19 protein-coding genes and 5 pseudogenes are annotated in these 22,872 nt (G+C 60.5%); 13 read left to right on the top strand and 11 right to left on the bottom strand.

Annotated elements, in window-relative coordinates; genetic code table 11:
- Window positions 1–605 precede the first annotated feature (605 nt).
- Window positions 606–1,095 (bottom strand): annotated as a pseudogene (locus tag RI103_RS14340) (DUF1269 domain-containing protein).
- Between the two features lie 302 nt (window positions 1,096–1,397).
- On the opposite strand from RI103_RS14340, the gene RI103_RS14345 reads away from it, so the two are divergent.
- Genes RI103_RS14345 through RI103_RS14365 form a run of 5 tightly spaced genes read left to right on the top strand, consistent with a single transcriptional unit; the run spans window position 1,398 to window position 5,979 of the window.
- Entirely contained in the window at window positions 1,398–2,546 is a 1,149-nt protein-coding gene (locus RI103_RS14345; RefSeq protein WP_310812620.1) for a c-type cytochrome, read from the top strand.
- Window positions 2,547–2,559: 13 nt separating this feature from the next.
- On the top strand, window positions 2,560–4,317 hold the full coding sequence (ctaD, locus tag RI103_RS14350) for a cytochrome c oxidase subunit I (RefSeq protein WP_149671696.1): 1,758 nt from the start codon (window positions 2,560–2,562) through the stop codon (window positions 4,315–4,317).
- A complete protein-coding gene (locus RI103_RS14355) occupies window positions 4,314–4,925 on the top strand; it encodes a cytochrome c oxidase subunit 3 (protein WP_310812621.1) in 612 nt (203 codons plus the stop codon). The genes ctaD and RI103_RS14355 overlap by 4 nt, the downstream gene beginning before the upstream one ends.
- Entirely contained in the window at window positions 4,922–5,629 is a 708-nt protein-coding gene (locus RI103_RS14360; RefSeq protein ID WP_310812622.1) for a heme-copper oxidase subunit III family protein, read from the top strand. Before RI103_RS14355 ends, RI103_RS14360 begins: the two co-directional genes overlap by 4 nt.
- A gap of 8 nt (window positions 5,630–5,637) precedes the next feature.
- The gene (locus tag RI103_RS14365) at window positions 5,638–5,979 is read left to right on the top strand and encodes a cytochrome C oxidase subunit IV family protein (RefSeq protein WP_149671693.1); all 342 of its coding nucleotides are present in this window, start codon (window positions 5,638–5,640) and stop codon (window positions 5,977–5,979) included.
- Between the two features lie 128 nt (window positions 5,980–6,107).
- Here RI103_RS14365 and RI103_RS14370 read toward each other — a convergent pair whose 3' ends face one another.
- Both RI103_RS14370 and RI103_RS14375 read right to left on the bottom strand, forming a co-directional pair.
- Entirely contained in the window at window positions 6,108–6,665 is a 558-nt protein-coding gene (locus RI103_RS14370; RefSeq protein ID WP_310812623.1) for a hypothetical protein, read from the bottom strand.
- Between the two features lie 94 nt (window positions 6,666–6,759).
- Window positions 6,760–7,009 (bottom strand): annotated as a pseudogene (locus tag RI103_RS14375) (DUF1488 domain-containing protein).
- Between the two features lie 222 nt (window positions 7,010–7,231).
- Here RI103_RS14375 and RI103_RS14380 point away from each other — a divergent pair.
- Window positions 7,232–7,753 carry a hypothetical protein gene (locus RI103_RS14380; RefSeq protein WP_310812624.1) on the top strand — a complete coding sequence of 174 codons (522 nt, stop codon included), beginning with the start codon at window positions 7,232–7,234 and terminating at the stop codon, window positions 7,751–7,753.
- Window positions 7,754–8,189: 436 nt separating this feature from the next.
- Window positions 8,190–8,555 (top strand): DUF2244 domain-containing protein, encoded by a 366-nt coding sequence (locus tag RI103_RS14385; RefSeq protein ID WP_310812625.1) that lies wholly within the window; start codon window positions 8,190–8,192, stop codon window positions 8,553–8,555.
- 38 nt (window positions 8,556–8,593) lie between these two features.
- Here the strand turns inward: RI103_RS14385 and RI103_RS14390 are convergent, their stop codons facing one another.
- Window positions 8,594–8,731, bottom strand: coding sequence for a hypothetical protein (locus tag RI103_RS14390; protein ID WP_310812626.1), 138 nt, complete (start codon window positions 8,729–8,731; stop codon window positions 8,594–8,596).
- Window positions 8,725–8,871, bottom strand: a complete 147-nt coding sequence (locus RI103_RS14395) for a hypothetical protein (RefSeq protein WP_310812627.1) — start codon at window positions 8,869–8,871, stop codon at window positions 8,725–8,727. Before RI103_RS14395 ends, RI103_RS14390 begins: the two co-directional genes overlap by 7 nt.
- A 1,202-nt stretch (window positions 8,872–10,073) precedes the next feature.
- Here RI103_RS14395 and RI103_RS14400 point away from each other — a divergent pair.
- From RI103_RS14400 to RI103_RS14410, 3 genes and pseudogenes are all read left to right on the top strand, one after another.
- Window positions 10,074–11,444, top strand: coding sequence for a HEPN domain-containing protein (locus RI103_RS14400; protein ID WP_310812628.1), 1,371 nt, complete (start codon window positions 10,074–10,076; stop codon window positions 11,442–11,444).
- Between the two features lie 608 nt (window positions 11,445–12,052).
- Complete coding sequence (locus tag RI103_RS14405; RefSeq protein WP_310812629.1) at window positions 12,053–12,796, top strand: hypothetical protein; 744 nt, start codon at window positions 12,053–12,055, stop codon at window positions 12,794–12,796.
- A 205-nt stretch (window positions 12,797–13,001) separates the two neighbouring features.
- Window positions 13,002–13,457, top strand: a pseudogene (locus RI103_RS14410) (porin); the annotation flags it as partial.
- Window positions 13,458–13,492: 35 nt separating this feature from the next.
- Here the strand turns inward: RI103_RS14410 and RI103_RS14415 are convergent.
- Window positions 13,493–13,840: a winged helix-turn-helix domain-containing protein gene (locus RI103_RS14415; RefSeq protein ID WP_310812630.1), complete on the bottom strand. Its 348-nt coding sequence runs from the start codon at window positions 13,838–13,840 to the stop codon at window positions 13,493–13,495.
- Window positions 13,841–13,935: 95 nt separating this feature from the next.
- Between RI103_RS14415 and RI103_RS14420 the strand changes: the two genes are divergently transcribed.
- The gene (locus RI103_RS14420) at window positions 13,936–14,502 is read left to right on the top strand and encodes a hypothetical protein (protein ID WP_310812631.1); all 567 of its coding nucleotides are present in this window, start codon (window positions 13,936–13,938) and stop codon (window positions 14,500–14,502) included.
- A gap of 250 nt (window positions 14,503–14,752) precedes the next feature.
- On the opposite strand, the gene RI103_RS14425 is transcribed toward RI103_RS14420, so the two are convergent.
- The gene (locus RI103_RS14425; protein ID WP_310812632.1) at window positions 14,753–15,391 is read right to left on the bottom strand and encodes a hypothetical protein; all 639 of its coding nucleotides are present in this window, start codon (window positions 15,389–15,391) and stop codon (window positions 14,753–14,755) included.
- A gap of 147 nt (window positions 15,392–15,538) precedes the next feature.
- Here RI103_RS14425 and RI103_RS14430 point away from each other — a divergent pair.
- Together RI103_RS14430 and RI103_RS14435 are read left to right on the top strand one after the other, a co-directional pair.
- Window positions 15,539–16,022 (top strand): annotated as a pseudogene (locus tag RI103_RS14430) (tyrosine-type recombinase/integrase).
- Window positions 16,023–16,713: 691 nt separating this feature from the next.
- Window positions 16,714–17,148 carry a hypothetical protein gene (locus tag RI103_RS14435; protein WP_310812633.1) on the top strand — a complete coding sequence of 145 codons (435 nt, stop codon included), beginning with the start codon at window positions 16,714–16,716 and terminating at the stop codon, window positions 17,146–17,148.
- A 390-nt stretch (window positions 17,149–17,538) separates the two neighbouring features.
- On the opposite strand, the gene RI103_RS14440 is transcribed toward RI103_RS14435, so the two are convergent.
- The 4 genes and pseudogenes from RI103_RS14440 to RI103_RS14455 form a co-directional block, all read right to left on the bottom strand.
- Window positions 17,539–18,522 carry a succinylglutamate desuccinylase/aspartoacylase family protein gene (locus RI103_RS14440; RefSeq protein ID WP_310815242.1) on the bottom strand — a complete coding sequence of 328 codons (984 nt, stop codon included), beginning with the start codon at window positions 18,520–18,522 and terminating at the stop codon, window positions 17,539–17,541.
- 66 nt (window positions 18,523–18,588) lie between these two features.
- Window positions 18,589–19,856: pseudogene (locus RI103_RS14445) on the bottom strand (MFS transporter).
- Window positions 19,857–20,039: 183 nt separating this feature from the next.
- Window positions 20,040–20,957: a LysR substrate-binding domain-containing protein gene (locus RI103_RS14450; RefSeq protein ID WP_310812634.1), complete on the bottom strand. Its 918-nt coding sequence runs from the start codon at window positions 20,955–20,957 to the stop codon at window positions 20,040–20,042.
- A 665-nt stretch (window positions 20,958–21,622) separates the two neighbouring features.
- Window positions 21,623–22,450, bottom strand: a complete 828-nt coding sequence (locus tag RI103_RS14455; protein ID WP_310812635.1) for a site-specific integrase — start codon at window positions 22,448–22,450, stop codon at window positions 21,623–21,625.
- Between the last annotated feature and the right edge of the window lie 422 nt (window positions 22,451–22,872).

Genomic DNA, 22,872 nt, shown 5'->3' on the forward strand with positions numbered 1-22,872 from the left:
GCCCGACAACGACCGACTCAGGACGACCCGACGGAGCCGCTCGGACAAGTTTTACCACCGTCCGCTCCGGGAGCGACATGAGACGACCGCGGATAACGCGTCGGCCTTTATCTCGTCCACCATCACGGAAAGTGGCGGATCGCTGACGCGGTCCGACCATACCGCGACCCGACGGCGTGACTCCGAAAACGTTGGGAGAGCACCCCAAACCGATGCAGACGCATCCGTTGACTTGCAGCAGACACCTCGTCGACGATCCACAGAATTCGAATTCAGGAAAACAGGTCAGTCAGCCTTAGGCACGCACGCTCGACGCAGCCGATGGAAAGTCTTCACGGCGCTCCGCCCATTTCAGGATCGCATCCAGTGCCGGGCCAGGGCCGGAATGGAAAAATTCCGGCTATCGCTTTGCTGGAGCGGGTTCGTGGAATTTTGCCGGTACCGATACCACCAAAAATACCACCGGGCGTGGGTACTAGGTCATTCACGTGTTTTTGGCTAGCCATTCTGTCTTTTGCATATGTGTCATGTCGAGACTCCGCTTGACACGTATTGGGCCGTATTCGACCCAAAGAGGGTGCCGACGGCCTCGTCTAGACTGCTTCTCAGGGGAAGATCGGTGTCGTGGGCTCCGCGCCTTCGAGATCGGCCTTCGGAAAATGCTGCGCGACCATCTGCTCGATCTCATGTTCGCGCGATGCAGGCACGTCGGCCATGATAAGAGCTGGCCATCACGTATGGCGCCACGAAGCGCTCGAGTCGTGCATTTGGTTCGTCGACGCCGATCATCGCGGCCGTCCATGGCCCGAAGCCCGCACCCGCCAACGACAATGCGATGACGGCGCCGCCCGCAATAGCGAAGTCAGCGGGAGGAAAGACCAGCGCCACGAGGCCGAGAAGCACTCCAGTCGCACCGCCGAGCGCCACGCCGCGTTCGAGCGAGTGCACGACGTCGCTGCTTTGCAGCAAGGATGCCTCGGGTAACTGTTCGAGTGCGACACTGTGATTCGCGAGGATATGGATATGTCGCGATGTGATCCGCGCCTGCAGCAACTCGTCGTACGCACGTCGCACACGTGAACAGACCCTAAACACCCAGCGCCCTTGGAAAACGGGCGCCTCGGCAACCAATGTTGGAGGCGGCCGTTTTGCATTGCATCGCGGCAAGGGACTCCTCCACTCGCGCGATCCGTATAGGGGGCGGGCTTCCCCTGGCGCTGTCTTGCACGATGCAGAGGAGAGGACTACCTTTGCTTTAGAGCCGCATACAATGTTCAGCGAAGCGGTCCTGGCAGAACTGCCGGCGCAGGCAGTACGAAGTACGGCAAGGCGGCACAACGACGCCAGGAGCCTTTATTGTTAGCGGCTCCAGCGAGTGACGCGCAGCGAGGTGACCTATGTCGCTTGCGATTGCCCTGTTCCTGATCATCGTATTGGCGGTGGGGTTTCACTTTGCCAGTCCCTGGTGGATCACACCAATCGCGTCGAACTGGGTGCGCATGGACGACATGCTGACGATCACGCTCGTCATCACCGGCGCGCTCTTCATCGCGATCAACCTGTTCATCGTGGTCGCACTGGTGCGCTACCGCAACCGCAGGGGTCATCGCGCTGCTTACGAGCCGCACAACAGGCGGCTGGAATGGTGGCTGATCGGCCTGACCACTGTCGGCGTAGCAGCGTTGCTGGCACCGGGGCTCTTCGTCTACGCAGACTTCGTACGGCCGCCGCCCAACGTGCTGCAGATGGAAGTGCTCGGCCAGCAATGGCAATGGCGCTTCCGCTTTGCCGGCCCCGGAGGCAAGCTGGGCACGACGGACGTGCGCTACATCAGCAACGACAACCCCTTCGGCCTGAACCCCGCCGACCCCAACGGCCGTGACAACTACCTGATCGAGACGCCAGAGGTACACCTGCCGCTCAACCGGCCGATCCAGGTCTTGACACGGTCGCGCGACGTGCTGCACGACTTCTACGTACCGCCGTTCCGTGCGCGCATGAACATGGTGCCCGGCATGGTGACGACCTTCTGGTTCACGCCGACCAAGGCAGGGCGTTACGACATCCTGTGCGCGCAGCTTTGCGGTATCGGGCACTCCAACATGCGCGGCGTGGTCGTGGTGGAAGACGAAGCATCGTTCGCGCGCTGGCTGGCGAAGCAGAGCACGTTCGAGCAGCGGCAGCAGGCCAAGGTGCAGGCCGCAACCGCCGCGGCAGGCGGCAGCGCCCAGGCGCTTGCTGACCAGGGCAAGGCGCTCGCAGCGGCCAAGGGCTGCATCGCCTGCCATACCGTAGACGGCAGTCCGCTCGTGGGCCCCACCTGGAAGGGCCTGTACGGCAAGACCGAAACGATGGCCGACGGCAGCACCGCGAAGGTGGACGAAGCCTATCTGCGCGCCTTCATCCGCGACCCGAAGGCCCGCGTCGTGAAGGGCTTCGCACCCATCATGCCGACCTTCGACCTGAGCGAGCAGGAGCTGACCGCGCTGGTGACCTACATCAAAGCGCAAGGCGGCCCGGCCGCCAGCAGCGCAGCCCAACCCTAGCGGAGCAGACGCAATGCCTTACGCACACACCGACCACGGCCCGCAAAGCTTCTGGACCCGCTATGTCTGGAGCCAGGACCACAAGGTCATCGCCGTGCAGTATTCGTTGACGGCCATCGCCATCGGCCTGGTCGGCCTTGTGCTGTCGGACCTGATGCGGTTGCAGCTCGGCTTTCCGGGCAAGTTCAGTTTCATCGACGCCAACCACTACTACCAGTTCGTCACCATGCACGGGATGATCATGGTGATCTACCTGCTGACGGCGCTGTTTCTGGGCGGCTTCGGCAACTACCTGATCCCGCTGATGCTGGGCGCGCGCGACATGGTGTTCCCGTTTCTCAACATGTTGAGCTACTGGGTCTACCTGCTGGCCGTGCTGGTGCTAGTGGCGAGCTTCTTCGTGCCAGGCGGCCCGACCGGCGCTGGCTGGACGCTGTATCCACCCCAGGCCATCCTGCCGGGCACGCCGGGCGTGGAATGGGGCATCGTGTTGATGCTGGTGTCGCTGGCAATCTTCATCGTCGCGGCAACGATGGGCGGCCTGAATTACGTCACCACCACGCTGCAGGCGCGCACGCGCGGCATGACGCTCATGCGCATGCCGCTCACGGTGTGGGGCATCTTCATCGCGACCATCCTGGCACTGCTGGCGTTTCCGGCGCTGTTCGTGTCGGCGGTGATGATGCTGCTCGACAGGGCACTCGGCACCAGTTTCTTCATACCGGCCGTGGTGTCGATGGGGCAGACGCTCAAGCATGCCGGCGGCAGCCCGCTGCTGTTCCAGCACCTGTTCTGGTTCTTCGGGCATCCGGAGGTCTACATCGTCGCGCTGCCGGCCTTTGGCATTGCGTCGGACCTCATCAGCACGCACGCGCGCAAGAGCATCTTCGGCTACAAGATGATGGTGTGGGCCATCGTCGTCATCGGTGCGCTGAGCTTCGTGGTCTGGGCGCACCACATGTTCATCGCCGGCATGAATCCGTACTTCGGCTTCTTCTTTGCCACCACCACGCTCATCATCGCCATCCCGACCGCCCTCAAGGTCTACAACTGGGTGCTGACGCTGTGGCGCGGCGATATCCACCTGACCGTGCCGATGCTGTTTGCTATCGGTTTCATCAGCACTTTCGTCCTGGGTGGGCTGACCGGGCTCTATCTCGGCAACGTGAGCGTGGACATTCCTCTGTCGAACACGTACTTCGTGGTGGCGCACTTCCATATGGTGATGGCCGTGTCGCCGATCCTGGTGGTGTTTGGCGGCCTCTACCACTGGTATCCGAAGGTGACGGGCCGCATGCTCAACGACACGCTTGGGCGCGTGCACTTCTGGGTCACCTTCCTCGGCACCTATGCGATCTACTTCCCGATGCACTATCTCGGCATCCTGGGCATGCCGCGGCGGTATTACGCGTATGAGGGCATCAGCTTCATTCCATCTTCGGCGCAGACGCTCAACACGTTCATCACCGTCATTGCGCTGATCGTTGCAGTGGCGCAGTTGCTGTTCCTGTTCAACCTGGCGTGGAGCCTCGCGCGCGGCAAGCGTGCCGACGGCAACCCTTGGCGGGCCACCACGCTGGAATGGCAGACGCCGCAAACGCCGCCAGTGCATGGCAACTGGGGCGCCGCGCCGCCCGTCGTTTACCGCTGGGCGTACGAATACAGCCCGACGGGGCAGGAGCAAGATTTCGTCCCGCAAAACCAGCCGCCTGCGACGGCGCCTGAACCGGCCGCCCACCCGACGCTTCAACCCGGAGAGGCACGCGAATGATCACACTGCGCCGCTCCTTCGTTCCTGACGCGCCACCTGTGTCGCCGAATGCGAGCCGCATCGGCCTGATCGTCTTCATGGCGGTGGCAACGACATTGTTTTCACTGCTGCTGTTCGCCTATGCAATGCGTATGCGCGAGCCCGACTGGCAGCCGATCCCGCATCCGGCGCTGCTGTGGTGGAACACCGGCGCGCTGGTGCTGGCAAGCATTGCCATGCAGCTTGCCCGGCAGATCACCTTGCACCGCGCGGCGTGGCTGGTGTCAGGCGGGGTACTGGCGGCCGTGTTCGTGATCGGACAACTGACCGCCTGGCGCATGCTGTCGGCGGTCGGGCAGACCGTCACCGTCAATCCTTCCAATAGCTTCCTCTACCTCCTCACCGGCCTGCACGGGTTGCACGTGCTGGGCGGGCTGGTGGCCTGGGCCGTGACGATCGCGCTTCTCAAGCGAGCGGACCCCTTCCGCGCCCACCGCGCCATCGCGCTTTGCGCCATCTACTGGCATTTCCTGCTGGCTGTCTGGCTCGTGCTGCTGGCGGCGATGTGGTGGATCACCCCAGGGTTCGTCGCTGCCATCTGCGGGCCGCTGTATGGAGCAGCTCCATGACCACACCCACGCTCCCCACCGAATCGGCTGCCACCACGCCCACCGACGCTGGGCCTAACGGCTGGCGCGGCTTCGTCACCGACTGGTCGGCCGACCGCGAAGCCTTCAAGGTGCCGTGGGGCAAGGCGATGATGTGGATCTTCCTGCTATCGGACACCTTCATCTTCAGCAGCTTCCTGATCGGCTACATGACGGTGCGGATGTCGACCACGGTGCCGTGGCCTGACACTTCCAAAGTGTTCGGGCTCACGGTGGGCGGCGTGGAAGTGCCTTTGCTGCTGATCGCCATCATGACGTTCATCCTGATCAGCAGCAGCGGCACCATGGCGATGGCTGTCAACTTTGGCTACCGGCGTAACGCAAAGCGCGCCGCCGCACTGTTGCTCGCGACCGCGCTGCTGGGCGCAACCTTCGTATCGATGCAGGCCTTCGAATGGACCAAACTGATCGTCCATGAAGGTATCCGCCCCTGGGGCAACCCGGTGGGCGCGGCGCAGTTTGGCGCATGCTTCTTCATGATCACCGGGTTCCACGGCTTTCACGTGAGCTGCGGTGTGATCTACCTGCTGCTGATCGCACGCAAGATCCTGCAGCCGGGGTTCACCGAGCACGGCAACTTCCAGATCGTGGAGATTGCCGGCTTGTACTGGCACTTCGTCGACCTGGTGTGGGTGTTCATCTTTGCGCTGTTCTATTTGTGGTGAGGCAGACCATGGACCACACCGATCCCGCCCGTCGACCCGACGCCGCGCACGGCCAGCAGCATCCGATCGGCATCTACCTGAAAATCTGGGGCCTGCTGTTCGTACTGAGCACGATGTCGTACATGGTGGATTACTTCCACGTGCAGGGCCTGCTGCGCTGGGCGCTGATCGTCGTGCTCATGATCGCCAAGGCCGGGCTGATTGTGTCGATTTTCATGCACATGATGTGGGAGCGGCTGGCGCTGGTGTACGCCATCCTGATGCCGCCCTTGGGCCTGCTGGTGCTGATGGTGCTGATGGCTGCCGAAGCGCATCACACCTTCGGCATGCGGGAACTCTTCTTCCACTGACCCCTGCGCCGACCGTTCCTCAGGCGAGTGCCTGGAACGCACCGCTCTGAATACAAAACGACCCGACAAATGCCGGGCCGTTTTTGTTTCCTGGCTCGCTGAAAATCTCAGCGAAAAACACCTTCAAATCAGGCGTGCTTCTCGCTGAATTCGTTGAGCAGCTCAGGCTGCTTGAGCGGATCGAAGTCGGCCCACCGCCCTTGTTGCCAGCGGCCGGTCGCGCGTTCGATCGCCGCGCCTCCCGCATCGCGCAGCACCCGTGCGGCGTCCAACTGGCTGTCCGGCGACACGTGTACGGCCACCAGCACGCCGGAATCACGGGTTCCTTCGTCGCCGGCTTCACGCGTGCGCATCACCGCGCCGACCAATGAACCGACATACGCACCCACCCCGGCCGCGATCAGCGACATGATAAGCGGCGCCGAAAACGCCGCGAAGATCCCGACGCCGACCACGGCGCCAACCGCTGCGCCAATCGTGATGCCCATCTCGGCACCCTTCGGCGACTCCGTCGCGTCTGTGTCGGCGCTGATAGCGCCGCCGGGCCGAAAACGTGCGTGCTGGCCGACCGGATTGACGAAAAACAGTGTGACGTCCTCCTCGACAAAACCGGCATTGAAGAGCCGTTGCGCCGCGTTTTCAGCGGCGGGGAATGTCGTAAAGCGTGCTGCGACGATGAGTGACATGTGGCCTCCGTCCATCGTTGACTAGCGGTTGCAGACTATGGCGCCCGCCTCACCCGCGCCGAGACAGGGGTGCATGCGGTGGCACGCGCCGGGACTATGCCGTGATGCCGCGATCGGATTCCATGCCGCCCACTCTGAACAGTCCGCTATGTAACACTACTCCTTTGCCGCCGTTCTGGTCGATCAATTCCGCGCAAACCGAGCGGATAGGATTGCGGCCGTTGTCGAAAGCAGCCATTAAGGCGGATTCCAGCGCGGAATGGACGCCGAAATGAACTTCCAGCGCCTCGGCGGTAATTGCCGCACTCAACCGGCTCGCCGTCGACGGGCGCCGTAAAGCGCAGTGTTTGAAAAGACTAATTATCGATCCGCTGACAGGTCTGCCGCGGCCAACAACTGACGTGCCTCAAGGGCCTCCTGCGCATACAGTTCATCACGCCACGTCGTCGCCAGAACGAGGATCATCCGTCGGGGTGTCGATAGCCATGCGACGCTATCAGTCTCGCGAGTTGGAGGACTAGAATGAATTATTCGAATCAATCGGGAGACAAATTGTGCAACTTCACATGGATTCCCATCATTTCACACACGGCCAGCCCGACTGGCGGGCAGCCGTGCTGGCAGGCGTCATTGCAGGCGTTGTGTTCCTAGCGTTAGGGGTCATCCTGATGGCACTGATGACGGAAGGAAGTGTGCTGGAGCCCCCACGCATGGTCGCCGCGATCATTCTGGGGCGAGGCGCATTGCAATCGCCGCAAGCATTCTCAATTGGCATCGTGCTCGCGGCCTTTGTGGTGCATTTTGCCCTTGCAATCGTATTCGCGCTTGTCCTCGGTCTGATCATGACGTCGTTCAACCTTGACTCGAGCATGTGGATGGCTTCACTGGCGGGTGGCGCTTTCGCTGTAGCCGTTTACCTGATTAATTTCTACGGCATGACACGGTTCTTTCCGTGGTTCGCAGAAGCGCGCAACTGGGCCAGCCTGTTCAATCACATCGTCTTCGGTATCGTGGCGGCGAACCTGTACATGAGACTGGAGCGCAACGCATCCGCTAGGGTCAAGGCGGACGCGGGCGGCCCGTCGTAGTCCGGTGCCGTGTTGATCGACCGGTCTCCAGAGCAGAAAAGGCTCGCCGCGCAACAACATGAGCGCCTCGTCGAGATCGTCATGCTCGGCCGCTCCGGTGATAGCGCCGGTCGACATGTGCGAGGATGCTGCGCGATAGACGCGGCGAGCACCGCCGGCACCGTCGCGACGAACGGCACGCAGATGAAGTGCCACAGGTAGATACCGCAGCGAGCGGAACGGTGACATCGCAAGCGGCGTGGACGCTGGCGGCATGCGCATTGCGCGTCACGAATGGCACCACGACGCGGGACTTTGCATCATGTACGCATACTTCAGGCGTTCGTACGGGCCTGGCCCTTTCGACGGCGAGGGAGGTCTACCGAGCCGGGAGTGGCGCATCAAGCGCAACTGCTCCCTCACGCCGCGGCAGTCGCTCGCCGCGACCGTGTTCCTCATGGCGCTCGACCTCGCGATCGGCGTGGCAGCGGCATTCGCATTCGGCGCGTGGCTCACGCTTCCATTCTCGATGCTTTGCGCCGTGGCCGTCGGCACCGCCTTTATCGCCTACTCCAGGCACGCGACGGACGGCGAGGTGCTGACGTTCGCGCCCCCGTTCGTGATCGTCGAAGTACACGAGCGCGGACGCCGCACGATTTATCGGATGATCGCGGCCCGCTTGACCGTGTCTGTCGGCGACAGCGATGGCGCCGTCTACCTTTGCGACGGCTGGCAGCGTATTCCCGTCGGACGGCAACTGCCTGCCGCCGCCCGCGCGGAGTTTGTGCGTCAATTGCGCCGCTTTATCTTGGCCGACTGTTGACATGCCGGCCGATGATCGCCCGGCATGTCCGATCGGCCTTACAGCAACACGCCCAGCGCCCCGACGATGCCGATGCCGCACGCGATGCTCACGCCAATGATCGGCGCCACGCGAAATGCGCCGCGCACTCGCTCTGCAGCGGGCAACACAGTGCCGCTCGCCAGCGCGATCAGCATCCTGCAACCAACAGCAGCAGCAAAGCGTTGAGCACCTGGGCGACGATGTTGAGCGACAGAGGGTCCGGCACGCGCGCGACGAACACCACACTGCGGTCACCGTTGACCCCGTAGAACCGTCGCGCCTCGAACAGATGCAAGGCCAGTGAACGGCGCTAGCCCGCGATTTCACCGAAGCCCCACGCGAGGGCGAGGGACGACACGAGCGCCGCCACCATCGTGGCGCCGAGCGCGCCCATACAAAGACCGCCCCGCCCAGCAGCGCATAAAGCGCGTCGGCGATTTGTCCGACGTCATGCAGCGGCACATGTCCGGCGTTCTTCGCTCCGCCATCGTGACCAGCACGGCTGCGGTCAGCAACTGGGTCAGCACGGCATCGAACGCGGTATCGCGACGCTCGGCATCGCGGTCTGCGGCCGACAGGCCCCTTTCGACGACCGCCGACAGTGATAGGGGGCGCTTCAGAAAACGGAAAGTAAAGCACGTTAGCGACAGGCGATCGTCGCAAAACCGACCCACAGCGGGCATTGTCGCTCAGGGTCCAAAGGCCGATGACCGATCGTAAGCGGACGTTGCGTGTTGAGGTCGAAGAGCCAGCGGGTGGCGCGCTCGTTCGGGTGAAGCCGCCACCATCTCTATGCACCCCTTTGAATCTCACAGGGACCATCGGCACACGATGGCGACCCGCTCGTCAGCACGAACGGCATCCATCCAATCATGCAAGACTACAGAACAATCGCGCACAAGCTCCAGAGCAACATGCACTGAACCCGAGCACTAGGGACGACGTATGGCCTTCACGAACGAGGGAAGCAAAAGAAGAAGGCCGCCAATTATGACGAGCGCTCAAAACACGAATTGCCCCCGATCAGTAATGCCTACCGCCTTATGCTTTTCAAGAACTTGAGCCGTAATATGCCAAGTTCCATATGTCTCGCCCGTTGAGATGGCCAGTCACCCCTTGGAAGCGGCCGCTCGTGTTGTCAACGCGATCGGCCGCAATTGGCCGAACCCGGAAGATCAGACCAGTCGATGCCGAATGAATCGAGGCGGCTCGCGAACTTCAGCACACGACCCGTCTGAGACATTCGCCGAATGCAGACCGGATGTCTGCTTATGAGAGGGCGCGGCACAGATAGGTGCACGCTTGGCGGTGCGGGCAAAGTAACGTTTCTTCGAATGCGGCGAGAATGGATCGCAAATACCGCAACCCCATTTAAATTATCTTGCTCGTCCGCTGACTTGAGCCTTGTCTTCAGTGGCCATCGCCTGACTACGCCAGTGGTATGCTGTGCGGAAGCCAATTACGCTTCCCACTCTAACTAACACGGGACCCGGGGAAATGAACAGCAAGGAACTGAAGGTCGAGATCGTCAGCGTCCACGATTCTGCCATGCCGCTCTGCGCCAATGCCGCGATCTTAGTAAAGGCGCTGATTGCCGATCCAGCATTTACATTGAAGGGTGGCCGCTTAACGCATGCTGGGACGTTCAATTGCGAGTACTCATCGATCGATTGGTTCAAGATCGAAGATAAGCTTGGCATTCTCCACAGCTTTAGATTTGTTTCTGAAGGGGATATAGATCAGAACAACTGCGATGCGTTTTCGAGCATGCTCCGTGCATTTCGCACGAATCTCCGGACTCTGGAAGCTGCTCGAATTGAAACATTGTGGGATGACGTCAGTTTTAGATATTGCCGTCTCGCATATCCGGTGATATTGAACACAGAAAACCTAATGCGCCGGTTAATAACTCAATTTATGTTGAAGACACTTGGCGCAAAATGGATAGAGGTTTCTGCCCCAAAAGAAGTGCGAGAACAGCTTGGAAAGGCAAAGCGGGGCTCCGACGACGCGGATCCGCTTCATGACGTTGATTTCGACACGCTAATAGATTATCTTACGAAGCCATATGCGAGCGATACCGCTGAGTCCATGCATAAGTACATACGGGGGCTAAATCCAGCTAGCTTGGACGCCGCGAAGGCAAATATCGATCAACTCAAGGCGATGATCCCGCAATCGAATTGGTCTCGCTATTTCTCGCAGATAGTCGAATGCGAAGACACCTTGCTTCGCAGTAAGTGGGGCGAACTTTATTTGCTCCGATGCAAAGTGGCGCACAACACCTATCTCAGCGCCCAGGAATTCGAGCGTGTATTAAAACTAGCTAACGATTTGGATTTAATCATATCCAGCGCTATCGCAAAGCTTGAGCAAGTCAAGATCAGTGTCAAAGCCGCTGCAGAACTGCAGACAATGGCAACCCAGTTGTCGGAAGATGTCTCGAATGTCACGCCGACGGAATTGATCTACGCGTCTTATGCGGGCGACGATACTCGACGCGACGGTGTCCGCTTTCGTCGGCGCCTCCACCTGGAAATTAACCGAACAAGGGACGTTTTGCGAGCAGTGGCAGTGGAGCTGGGCGAGCCGCTTCCTTTGGAAAATACCCTAATCGACTTGCAGCGCATATTGCTTCGCTGCGGTGCGATAAATCTTGAAGAAAGTAACATTATAGATCGCGCGACAGAAATTATTTATAGCCGAAATTTGGAATATCCGCCGGCTGCCTACAAAGAAACTTTGGCCGCACTTTATACGTTATCCGCAACAAAAGCCGGTCAATTCCTTCCGTCGCGAGCGATACGGCGCGAGGCCCCGGGTGTCAGTGCCGCGCAGATACGCGCAAATGGGGGCGAGCCGTCATGACTGCTTATGGGCGCGCTACGAGCTAGGAGGACGTTTCGATTTCTATCGGCACCAGGGCTTGCCAACCGCCCCAATGCAGACTGCCTGAACATTGCACGAGCGACAGCTCTTGGGCCGATTTTTGCCGGATGGCGATCGGGCGGTAAGCGACCCGACACGGCCCTTCAGGTTTCTCGAAAGCGGTCGTTCGGCATCACTGAGCTTGCCGAGCTTAGTTACCCTGCGGGTAGCGCATGTGTCGCGACGGAACCGTGCGATCTGGTCGCGACACATGCGCTCAGCCAAGCGTCACGTCGACGCGATGCGACTCTGACACCGTCGACACCAGTTCGTCTATATGTCGCGCCCCGTTTAGATAGTCCCACGCTTGCCATAAAGACGCGAGACGCTGCGCCGTATCCCCGACACGCACGACTGATGCAACCGCTTTCATCGACATTTCGAATGTCGAAATCGAGTTCGGTGCTCATGTCTGTCCTTGAATGTGAGTTATGCCACACCCGTATAGGACGGCTCGCTCGGGTATTGCGCCTGCGTTGCCCAACGAACAGTTGCCGATGGACGCAGCGCTAGACTCGGCCCACCCGGACATAACGAATACAAAGACCATGAGAGCATCTTTCGCGGCGATAACGGTTACGACGGCGGTTGTCTTGTTCACGGGGTGCGCGGGAACTCCGACGGCCGGCAACAAGACGGAGGCAGGTCATGCGGCATCCAGTCAGGTGTCGGCGAGCTCCGATCGCCTGGTCCTGACAATCCATACGGATCCGGAGGGGGCCGACATTTTCTCGGGCGGTCACTATAACGGAGTGTCGCCCTGGGCCGGACCATTGGATCCTCTTTCTGAGTATTCGAAGGCTATCGGTATCGTGAGCACTGAGATCACCGCGGTATGGCCTAACGGAGTCATATGGGACGGAAACGTGATTACGTCGATGCCTCCGGGGCACCCGCTCAAGACCGCGACCGTGTCGCTCAAAGAGCCAGCGACGCAGGATGGTCCGTACCAGACGTCGCTGCGTGTTCGGATGATGGCGCCGCTCTTTGCGCTGGAGGACCAACGACTGCGTGCTAAAGCGAAACAGGCGTATGAGCAGGAGATGGCGCAGATGCGGGCTCGCCAGCAGGCGGCACAGCGGCAGGCGCAGATCGAGGCTCAGCAGCAGGCCCAGCAGGAGCGGCAGGCGCAACAGACGAACTCCGGCCCGTCAGGTGCAGATATCCTCCTTATGATGCTTGGAGGTTTCGTAACAGGTTTTGCGCAAGGTCTGAACAACCATCCGGCGCCTGTCATGGTGGATTGCACATCCAATGCGGAAGGAAAAACGATCCGCACAAGTTGCTATTAACGTCCCCCGTATGCTTGCGAGCATACGCGAAGCTGCACAATTGTCAGGCACTTGCCGGCCCTGTATAGCGGTCTGTCAGCTTTCTCCACAGCCGATGCTCAACACGGTCAGTTATCCGGTGTATGAACGATCTATTTAACGCTGCGCCTGGGAGCACGATTGAAGTGGATCATCCGCAACCGGCAATTTGCGGGTTCGTCTACGCGACAACTCGGATAACCAGCAAACGGTCTTCAACGTCGATTTCATGTACGAACTGCGCCGAGTGAAGCTTTATGCCGGCTGGCTGCATTCACAAGACAACACGGGCCTTGTTGATACCTTGCTTGCTGAACAGCCAATTCCAGACATCAGCCGGTTGAAGAGCCCGAACCGGATCGATGACGGGCCGTTCACGGGATTTGCTTGGCGAATCACAGCACCGTTGCTGCTGTCCACCGCGTTCTACTACGATCACATGCGGAACGCAGCGACGGCTAGCGGTATGTTGGGCAGCGGAAGCCGATATACCGTAGTTGAACTGGCCGAGTGTGAACTGTCAAAGCGCACCGAGATTTATGGCACTGTAGATTTCAATAGGGTGACAGGTGCCGCAGACGTGGAATTGCCGGGGCGGAGTAATCAGACCGGGGTTGCGATAGGGATGCGAAGTTTCTTCTGACCTGATAGTGTCGGTTAAACCGACAGATGGAAATGTCAGGTTCCCTTCGCGGCTTTCGAGAAGGCTTCGGCGAGTTTGTCGAAATGTCGTAAGGCCGCAGGTGTCAGCCCGATCTGTTTGCGCCGCGCGTCCTCCGTGTCACTGAGCATGATCCAACCCTTATCGCGCATGGACGTTATACGAGCGTGCAATGTGGCGGGCGAGCCAAGTTCGCTCCTGGCCATCATGTCCCTGACTGACAGTCGGTCTTTGGTTTGCGACGCGCGGGCGACGAATTCGAGAATCCGCTCTTCCAGCGGGTCAAGCGACGGCAGCGAGGGCAAGCCTCGGATTGCTTCTGTCAATTGCAGAAACCGGAGATAGAGGTCGGCGGGTCGCGTCATTGTTTAAGCTCAACGTACGAGGTTAAAGGCACTCTGACATATTGGCGGGCTATCATTCGCGCCGCTCGGTACTGGATAGGTGCGATTTTAACTCGATGTCTAGCTTACGTTTACATTTCTGGTCGGTGGTCGGCACTGCCGTCGTGTTCATCCTGTCGCTGTGGCTCAATCAGGAAATCTTTACTCACACCGAGTTCGTGCGCGGCGTGAACTGGATTTACCTCCCATCCGGCGTCAGACTTCTGAGCACGTTGCTGTTAGGCGGGGATGGTGCGGTCGGCCTGCTGATTGCGAGTTGGCTTGTTGACTTCTTCTACTTCTTTCCGCACGACCCCGTCCGCTCGTTTGCCGGTGGGATTATCGCGACGGTTGCGCCGTACGCCGTGTACAGGTTGGCGCTGGAGCGCTACAACTTACGTGCGTCTTTGACTAATCTCACAGCGAAGCGACTTCTCGTCCTGGCGCTCGCGTATTCGATTGCCAATCCTCTGTTGCATCACATCTGGTTCTTCTTGCAGGGCGATACGCAGAACATAGTGACCCGGTTTTTCGCGATGTTCGTGGGCGATCTGGCCGGCGCGCTGATCATGCTGTATGCAATGAAGGCATTGCTGTCACTACTTCCCGTCAGGCGCAATCATATACAGGCGGACGCCAAATAGGCACCAACCCAAGGGCGCCTGGTGGTGCATACGGTTCGGCTAGGAGTCGGCAATGTGATCAAGCAATCGTTGCAGTCGTTTCTTTTGCGTTCGCATTAGCCCTGGCCTCGCAACTGCCTGAAGAACTCGACCGCGCCAGTAGGTTTGAGCGAATAACGAATCCGCACCTTCCGATCTCAGGACGCGCTCAAGATGAGTGATTGCGGCGTCGATGTTCTTGAGCGTGTACGGACTCGGGCTCGCTACATCTTTATTGTGCGGCTTCACCACTCGCTGCTCCAGTTGCTCCTGCTCTTTCGCGTTTCGGTGTTACTTGATTGCGGTCCGGCAACGCGCTGCTCTGCGACAGACGCTCATAAAGGGTGGACCAATCGACTGCGAGCAGCGGTATCGTCTTGTCGTTGCGCGACCAATATGCGAAGAATCGTACCCAGCCGTCGAGGAAGATGCTTTTCCCGGGGCTCAGCAAGCACGGTTGCCTCGCAATCAGAGGCGCGCTCGTTGGCGGAAATTTTGCGGCGATGGCGTCAAGCACGCTGGTCGAACGAAGGCCGTACGACCTGTCGATGTGATTTCCGGCTGAAAGGTAACCCTCTACCGCTTCCACCACACAAGCCGTGCTGAGTTCAACGTAAGCAGCGCGCACTTCGTCGAGAATTGCCGATGTAACAGCTCGTGCCTCTGTGTTCGTGGCTGCCCGCTTTAGTGCCGGAAGTTTGGCGTAGTGAGGCAGCGCTCGAAAGCTTGTCTCGCCATGTTGCAAAGCATCATGAAACGTCGGATAGCACGCTAGCCACGAGGGTGAAACGCAACCGCCCGGTCGCGATTCTTTGACTATTGTATCGACCACGACGGCGCGATTCTGTTGCTGCAGTTCTCTCAGGTTCATTGTTATGAAAACTATAACGATAAGGCTACGGGTTGGCAAGTGCTGTCGCGCAAGCTGACGGCTACCAATAGGTTGGCGGTCACGTCAGGACGAACTTTAGGGTGCCGCTTAAGTTTTTTTGGCCAAGCCACTTGGTCGCGCAGCCGTGTGCGTGTGGGCGAGGTAGCTGCGCTGCGCATTGGTGACGTGGTAAATGCCGATGGCTCGCTTGAATCGGAAATCCGCCTGCAGGCAAAACAGACGAAGGGACGTCACGCGCGTACTGTTTTCATCGGCCATCGGCTTCGCAAGGAACTGGCATCGTATGTCGCGACGATTAAATGTCCGGTCAACGGACAAACCGCTGTTCAATACGCAGAAGTGGGCCGGGTTCACAGCCAACACCTTGTGCCAGCATTTCTAATGGATGTATAAAGAGGTCGGCGTCGACGGCGCGAGCAGCCATTCAGGACGCCGTACGTTCATCACCAATCTGGCGAACAAAGGCGTAGGCGTTCGCATACTCATGTCGCTCGCCGGACATCGCAATATTTCGACCACGCAGGTTTACATCGACGTCAACGACGAGATGCAACGTGCGGCAGGCGGCGCATGCGCATGTCGTCCATCATGCGCTGGCGTAGCGGACTGATGCCTGGGTTGGGGGTGGTCATGGCTCGGCTCCTGTCGGGTAACGAGGCGGATCGCCTCATTCCTCAAGATAGGAAACCGGGCCGGTTTCCTATGAAGAACCACCAAATTCAAACGAAGTGCATACCGCGCGAGCGGTTCAGGCCAGTGGCCGATCCCAGCCTTTCGAAAACGCCAAAGTTATTAGCGCGACATTGGACGAGAAATCTGAGCGCCGCTCGGATCGGCTAGGATCTTCACGCCGACTCTCATGGACCTTCGGTTGCTGGGCACCCGGTTTCCATTTGCTACCGCAGGCCAGACAAGTGACTACGACATTGCTGCTACCGATAAGGCCGGTCCAATCGGACCAGCCTCGTTGGCTCGCATGAACCTGCGTCGAGCGGCACGATGGGCATTTTATTTTGTCGTTGTTCATCGGTATTGGCGTTAGACGTCGACCGCAATGCGGAGCGTAGCGAATTAGCTAGTGAGTTTCACGTGAACGCGACCTACTGTGCACAATTTGCAACGGCGCCGTCTGCGCCCGAACGGAAGCTGAAGCTCCGGGGATCCCGTCGACATTGGCTTTGCGGCTGCACTCAACACACTATTTTGTTTTTATAAACGACATTCAAAAAGAGATCATTGCCCGAAAGCAATCGCATTAATACAATTCGTCGCTACAACATCGTTAGGCCAAGCAGCAGACTTTGAAGGAGAAATTCAGCATCGTGAACGTCTCGGATACTTCAGCAACTATTGAGCAGGACTCCGAATACAGTATTGATTGGCGCAAGTACGGACGGCCGCCCATGCAAGGCGCATCCGCACCGACCGACGACGCTTACAACGTGGCGTGCCTCGTTTCTAAGATGGAGCGCATCATTAATGCGCTCGAGAAGCCGCGGCTCGCACCCGAAGATACGCTATGGACCTCCGAGCAGAACGCGAACTGGCTTGGCATGTCAAAGCAGACCGTTGAGGTACGTGTTGTCACACGCCCAGGATTCCCCGCCTCGTTCCGACCGGTCGACTCGAAGCAGGCGCAGCGCCGCTGGTTCGCAAGCGATGTAATCGAATGGGCTCGCAGCACAGCCGGTACACTGCCAACAGCAAAGGTAGGCCGCCGCCGCAAGCCATCTTAGTCAAGGCTGGCCGCCAGCGCGGCGGCCGTCCGATCGTAGTAGGTCATCAATGCGTCGCGTATTACTGGGTGTCGACGACTCGCCAAGGTGTGAACGGTCTGGGGCTCGACGCGCAGCGCGACGCAGTGGCGCGCTATCTCAACGGCGGTCAGTGGGAATTCGTCGAACAGTGCACCAAAACCGAGACTGGCAAAGGCGCAGACGCGCTGACGAATCGGCCCACTTCAGACCGACCCAGAAGCTCCCCTGTCCCCTGAGACATTTATCGCAATACTGGTTCCACGCTTCACTGAAGGTGACCGAGGCGCGGCGCCTACAAAAGCCTCGGCTCACCTCCGCGCCCGCTGCCCGGCTTCGACCGCGAGGGTCCGACGGCGTTCGCAGCCCGGCTCAGCGCTTGAGCAGACGTCCGAGCCGCATCATCGTGACGTTCACGCCAATGTGCCGCATCGACGGTTGTACGATCACGCAGTTGTCGTACGGCGTGACGATCACGTCGTTGCCGTCGCGCGCGATCTCCGTGCCAGCCTTCTCGATCACCTCGAGGCCCGTAAACGGCTGCGAGAATCGGAAATCCATCGACCGCGCGACGACAGGCTGCGTGATCTCGATGAACTTCTGCCGAACCGGCGCGGGTTGCGTGAGAAACACCGCGACGTCATCGCGCGCCACGACGCTCGCGTGCAGCAGGAACCGTGCGGCACTGTCCAGCGCGACGTCGAGCGCACTCGCTGCGAAGTGCTGGCCCGTCTCGATCAGCAACGCATTCTTCGCGCTCGCCGGATCGCCGAACCCGCCATAATCGCGCAACCGCGTGCCATTCGGATGCCCCTTGTCGATGATCACATGTTCGGGCGTGCCGATGTCGGCGGCCAGCGCAATCGCCTTGTCGAGCGGGCCCGTCATCATTAGCGGCGCCGATGCTTCGTGCATCGAATGTATGTCGAGGAGCAGATCGACCGTATCGAGCAGTGGCCGCATCGCGCGCGCACGAGCGAGTTCGCGGCTGTCGCGCGCGCCGTCGAGCGTGACCGGCGACCACACCCGGTTCATGTCCTCGTCGAGATAGCGAGCCGCGTCGGCGTTCTCCGCACTGAAACGCTCATACGCGCCGACGTTGCCGAAGCCGAGCGACAGGCGCCCCGCGATCGGGCGCAGACCGGCGGCCAGGAGCGCGTCGACCGCGATCGCGCCGCTCACTTCATTGCCGTGGGTCAGCGCGAGGATCATCACGTGCGTGCCTGGCTTGCCGCTGTCGAACGTGTGCAGATAGTCGATGCCGGCATTACCGGCGCGCCAGCGCGAGATGTCGGGGAAGGTGACTTCGATCGGATAGGCCGGCAGCGCGGCGCGGATGGCTTCAAGCGTAGTCATGTCGGGATAGCTCAACAGGGTGTTCGGAAAAGACGGCGCCAGCATGCGCCGCCGCCGGAATCGGGTTCAGGCCTCGGTTACGCGCGTGGCCGTCGCGGTCGTCGCGACAGCGCCCCGCATCCGGCGCCCGAGCCAGATCACTGACGTGATGCCGAGGACGGCCGTCGCCATCACGTAGAAACTCGGCGCGAGCTTGCTGTGGGCCGCGTCGATCAGCCAGGTCACGATCAACGGAGCGAAGCCGTCGAACAGCGTCACCGAGAAGTTGTAAGACAGCGCGAGGCTCGCCGCGATAAGCAGGCCGACGAACGCTTGCACCGCGAGCAGCGTCTCCACTGTCGGATAGCGGTTCAACAGCACGAACAGCGGCCACGTCGTCCCGCAACGAGAATCAGCGCGCATAGCATCACACGAATGCGACCGAAACGGTCTGACAGATGCCCGACGACCGGCGCCTCGACCATCAGCGTCACGCCGGTGACGACCGCACCGAGGAACGACGACGTCGCCGGGATATTCAGCTGCTTGACCGCGTAGGTCGGCATATAGAGCTTGTGCACGTAGTTGAAGGCCGTGGCGGCCGCGACCACGCCTGCGCCGAGCAGCATGTTCGCGCGATCGCGGACGAATACATCGCGCAGCGGCGATTTCGCACGCCCTTTCTCGCCGAGGCGCCGGAAATCGGCCGGCTCGGCAACGTTGCGGCGGATGTACAGTCCGACCGAGCCGATCAGCAGCCCGACCGAGAATGCGACGCCTCAGCCCCACGAGTGCAGCTGGTCGGGTGTCAGCAACAGGCTCAGCAGCGCGGACACGCCAGCCGCGAGCACGGTCGCGAGACCCTGCGTCGACATCTGCCAGCTCGCGAAGAAGCCGCGATGCTTTGCATCGGACTGCTCGACCATGAACGCGGTCGCGGCGCCAAACTCGCCGCCCGTCGAGAAACCCTGCAGCATCCGCGCGACGATGATCACGAGTGGCGACGCGATGCCGATCTGCGCGTACGTCGGCGCGAACGCGATCATCGCGGTGCCGAGCATCATCAGCCCAATCGACACGGTGAGCGACGCTTTGCGGCCCGCGCGATCCGCATAGTTGCCGAGCACGATCGAACCGAGCGGACGCGTGACGAACGAGATGCCGAACGTACCGACCGACAGCAGCAACGACGTCGCCGCATCTTGTGTTGGGAAAAACAGCTGGCCGATCACGATCGCGAAGTAGCCGTAGATCAGCAGGTCGTAGAATTCGAGCGCGTTGCCGATGCTCGCGGCGCATATCTCGCGCCACGGGTTGTGGGAGGCCGGCGTCCCGGCGCGCGTGTTGCGAGTCATGCCCTGGTTCCTCTGTTAGCGTTGTTGTAAATATTTTGAAGGACGGCAGATACCGAACGGACGCCCGTTCGACCCAGTCCAGCGCGGAGTGTAGGCAACGCAAAATGTCCGTTCGTGCCATTTCGGCACCGAAACGTGCCGATTGGCGTTCGGGTGGATCGAAGGCGGAGCGTCACTTACGCTTCAGGCCGCCGGCGCGCCGCGGTCGACGCGAGCGGGTGCTGTACGCCAGATCGCATCCAGCACGGGACGCGGATCGTTCCGACGCCGATACAGCGCGATGTCGAAGCCGATCTGCCAGTCGGGGCCACCGACGATCGCGAGCTCGCCGCGCCGCACTTCGTCGGCGACGAGCCGCTTCGGCAGCCATGCGAGCCCGAGCCCACGCCGCGCCATCGCGAGGATCGCCTCGTACGAATCGGCCTGGTATACGGGCCGCAACACCGGACGGTTCTGCATTTCAGCGAGGTGCCGCGCGAGGACCGCCCGCAATGCCAGCGTGCGCGCGAACGCGAGCCACGGCACGGGCTCCTGGCCGGCCGGCAGCCGGTAGCGCAAACTGCCGCGGCCATCGAACGCGCTGACGGGCACGAGCACCTCACGCGCGACGGACAGCCAGTCGAAGCGATCGCGATCGATCAGGAGCCGCGTATGAGGACTCGAATAGACTATCAGCATGTCGGCGTCGCCGGCGGTCAGCTGCAGGATCGCTTCCTCCGCGCCGCCCGTCGACAGCGTCGCCGAGAAGAAGCCCGCGCGCGCGACCATCTCGTCGTACCAGTTGGGAAAAAACGTCGCCGCGAGCGTTCGGCCGGTCGCGATCCGGAGATTGTTCTCGCGCACCGGAGCCGTTTCCTGCAACTGGGTGCGCGCGCCGTGCAGCATGTCGAGCGCGTTCGAGGCCGTGTCGAGCAATACTGCGCCGGCTGCCGTCAGTTCGAACGGCTTTGTGCACGCAATCAGCCGCGTGCCGACCCATTCCTCGAGCGACCGGATGCGGCGGCCGAATGCAGGGTGCGTGACGAAGCGGTTCTCCGCCGCGCGCGTGAAGCTGCGCGTGCGCGCGAGTTCAACGAAGTCTTCGAGCCATTTCAGTTGCATGGCTTTGCTCCTGGGTAGGATGGGCAGCGAAACCGTGGTTCGCTTGTTAGGATGTTTGGACGCGCCCGTCGGCCAACTTGGCGTAAGCGTTGCGCCGATGCGGATTTTCGCGAACTTACATTTCTCCGCAGCCGTTTGACGTCCGGTAGGTAGAAGTGCTGCGTTTGCGGCACGTCAATCACATAGCTCCGCATCGACGTGATGCCCGGCCCAGCACGTCAGATCGTGCACTTCTTCGCTTTCAGGGCGCTCGCGCGCGCCCCGGTGACAATATAAGCGCAGCCGTCGGGTTTGGCCGTGATGACGGCGACTTTTCTCGACAACGATGTCGTGCTCCCAGCAGTGACCAAAGTCGTACTCCGCACCGCGCGCGTTCGACTTGCACCAGACGTCTGGAATTCCCGGAGGTACATTTCTGGCAACCACGCGCGTGTCGTCGTGCGCGCGAGGAGCTGCGACGCTGACCAGGTAGGTCAGCAGTTCGGCGCGCGCCTTCCACAGACGGTCGAAATGTGCGCCGCGACACGGATCAGGGTTCCCCACCTGTGACCGGAAGACTCGAAGGAGGCTCAGCGGCACTGTTTCGCTGGCGACGTGATGGACTGGACTCGCAGCACGGCCGGCACGAATCCGGCGGCCCGGCCAGGGTGCCGCCGCAGGGCGACCTAATCAAGGCGCGCCGCCAGTTCAGCGGCCGTTTCGTCGTAGTAGATCATGAGCGACTGAATGTCGCGATGGCCGATCATCTTCGCCAACGCCAGTACGTTAAGCTTGCGCGACAGCCGTGTCATAGCCTCGTGTCGGGAGTCGTGGAAATTCAAATCGGCGAATTGAGGCTTCTCCTTCATCACCTTCGCGCGAACCTTCCGCCAGAGCGCATCGACGCTAGCCTGCGCGATCGGGAAGCAGCGCGGCTCGTCTTTCACGTGCGGTAACCGTTCGAACAGCGCCATTGCACGGGCGGAGAGCGGTACGTCGCGCGCGTCGCCGTTCTTCGACTTCGGGATGTGGACATAGCGATCCGCCAGATGCAGATTCGCGCGCGTCGTGGCGACAATCTCACCCTGACGCATCCCCGTCTCGATCGCAATCAGGAACGCGATCGCAGCGTATTGCTGCGTCGTCCTGATCTCGCCATCGTCCGTCAAGCCGAGCGCCGCCGTCATCACCGTTGCCTCTTCATCGGATACACGCCGCCGTCGGGGCGGTGGATCCTTCGGGCGCTTCACCTCATGCATGGGGTTTGTGTGGATCCACTTCCACTCATTGCGCGCTGCCTCGAAGACGGCGGAGAGCAGATTCAGGTCTCGGTTGACGGTTGAATTCTTGACGACCTTCAGTCGCGCGTCCCGCCACTCGGCGATCTGTTCGGGCTTCACATTGCGCACCAACACGCCGACGAAATCCATCTCCTCTTTGAAAAAGGCGATGCGCGTCTTGTTCCACTCGTGCTTACTCATCGTCGGCGAGACCTTATCCAGGTATTCGTCCATGGTATCGGCCAGGGTCTTCTGAACCTTCGAGTATGAGCGACGTCGACCCGCGTCGATTTCAGCCTCGAGCTGGGTTGCCCAGGACACGGCTTCAGCTTTGGTGTCGAACGTGCGCGATTCGCGGATCCCCGCCTTTGCTACTTCTACGCGCCATGTCGCGCCTCGCTTCCTGTAACTTGCCATGCCATTCCCCGTTGGCGTAAATTTGGCGTAAAGGATACAGGAAAGTTGGTGAATTCCGGAGGATGTTGGAATCGAATCCGTATCACACGACCACCGTGAAATGCCTGTCATTAAAGGCTTTGGAGACCTTTTATATTTTTTGATGTGGTTTGGCGAGCGCGGCGTCGATTCCTGTCAGGGGGACCAAGTAGATTCCCAGCAGCACCCAAGTTTGCGTAGATAAGCCCCGTAAGCCTAGC

This window comes from Paraburkholderia sp. FT54 (assembly GCF_031585635.1).
Taxonomy (GTDB): Bacteria; Pseudomonadota; Gammaproteobacteria; order Burkholderiales; family Burkholderiaceae; genus Paraburkholderia.

What these genes read in the sequence shown, in the direction of transcription:
- RI103_RS14345 (WP_310812620.1), top strand. Translation starts at nt 1,398, where the DNA reads ATGTCGCTTGCGATTGCCCTGTTCCTGATCATCGTATTGGCGGTGGGG.
- ctaD (WP_149671696.1), top strand. Translation starts at nt 2,560, where the DNA reads ATGCCTTACGCACACACCGACCACGGCCCGCAAAGCTTCTGGACCCGC.
- RI103_RS14355 (WP_310812621.1), top strand. Translation starts at nt 4,314, where the DNA reads ATGATCACACTGCGCCGCTCCTTCGTTCCTGACGCGCCACCTGTGTCG.
- RI103_RS14360 (WP_310812622.1), top strand. Translation starts at nt 4,922, where the DNA reads ATGACCACACCCACGCTCCCCACCGAATCGGCTGCCACCACGCCCACC.
- RI103_RS14365 (WP_149671693.1), top strand. Translation starts at nt 5,638, where the DNA reads ATGGACCACACCGATCCCGCCCGTCGACCCGACGCCGCGCACGGCCAG.
- RI103_RS14370 (WP_310812623.1), bottom strand. Translation starts at nt 6,665, where the DNA reads ATGTCACTCATCGTCGCAGCACGCTTTACGACATTCCCCGCCGCTGAA.
- RI103_RS14380 (WP_310812624.1), top strand. Translation starts at nt 7,232, where the DNA reads ATGGATTCCCATCATTTCACACACGGCCAGCCCGACTGGCGGGCAGCC.
- RI103_RS14385 (WP_310812625.1), top strand. Translation starts at nt 8,190, where the DNA reads ATGGCGCTCGACCTCGCGATCGGCGTGGCAGCGGCATTCGCATTCGGC.
- RI103_RS14390 (WP_310812626.1), bottom strand. Translation starts at nt 8,731, where the DNA reads ATGCTGATCGCGCTGGCGAGCGGCACTGTGTTGCCCGCTGCAGAGCGA.
- RI103_RS14400 (WP_310812628.1), top strand. Translation starts at nt 10,074, where the DNA reads ATGAACAGCAAGGAACTGAAGGTCGAGATCGTCAGCGTCCACGATTCT.
- RI103_RS14405 (WP_310812629.1), top strand. Translation starts at nt 12,053, where the DNA reads ATGAGAGCATCTTTCGCGGCGATAACGGTTACGACGGCGGTTGTCTTG.
- RI103_RS14415 (WP_310812630.1), bottom strand. Translation starts at nt 13,840, where the DNA reads ATGACGCGACCCGCCGACCTCTATCTCCGGTTTCTGCAATTGACAGAA.
- RI103_RS14420 (WP_310812631.1), top strand. Translation starts at nt 13,936, where the DNA reads ATGTCTAGCTTACGTTTACATTTCTGGTCGGTGGTCGGCACTGCCGTC.
- RI103_RS14425 (WP_310812632.1), bottom strand. Translation starts at nt 15,391, where the DNA reads ATGAACCTGAGAGAACTGCAGCAACAGAATCGCGCCGTCGTGGTCGAT.
- RI103_RS14440 (WP_310815242.1), bottom strand. Translation starts at nt 18,522, where the DNA reads ATGACTACGCTTGAAGCCATCCGCGCCGCGCTGCCGGCCTATCCGATC.
- RI103_RS14450 (WP_310812634.1), bottom strand. Translation starts at nt 20,957, where the DNA reads ATGCAACTGAAATGGCTCGAAGACTTCGTTGAACTCGCGCGCACGCGC.
- RI103_RS14455 (WP_310812635.1), bottom strand. Translation starts at nt 22,450, where the DNA reads ATGGACGAATACCTGGATAAGGTCTCGCCGACGATGAGTAAGCACGAG.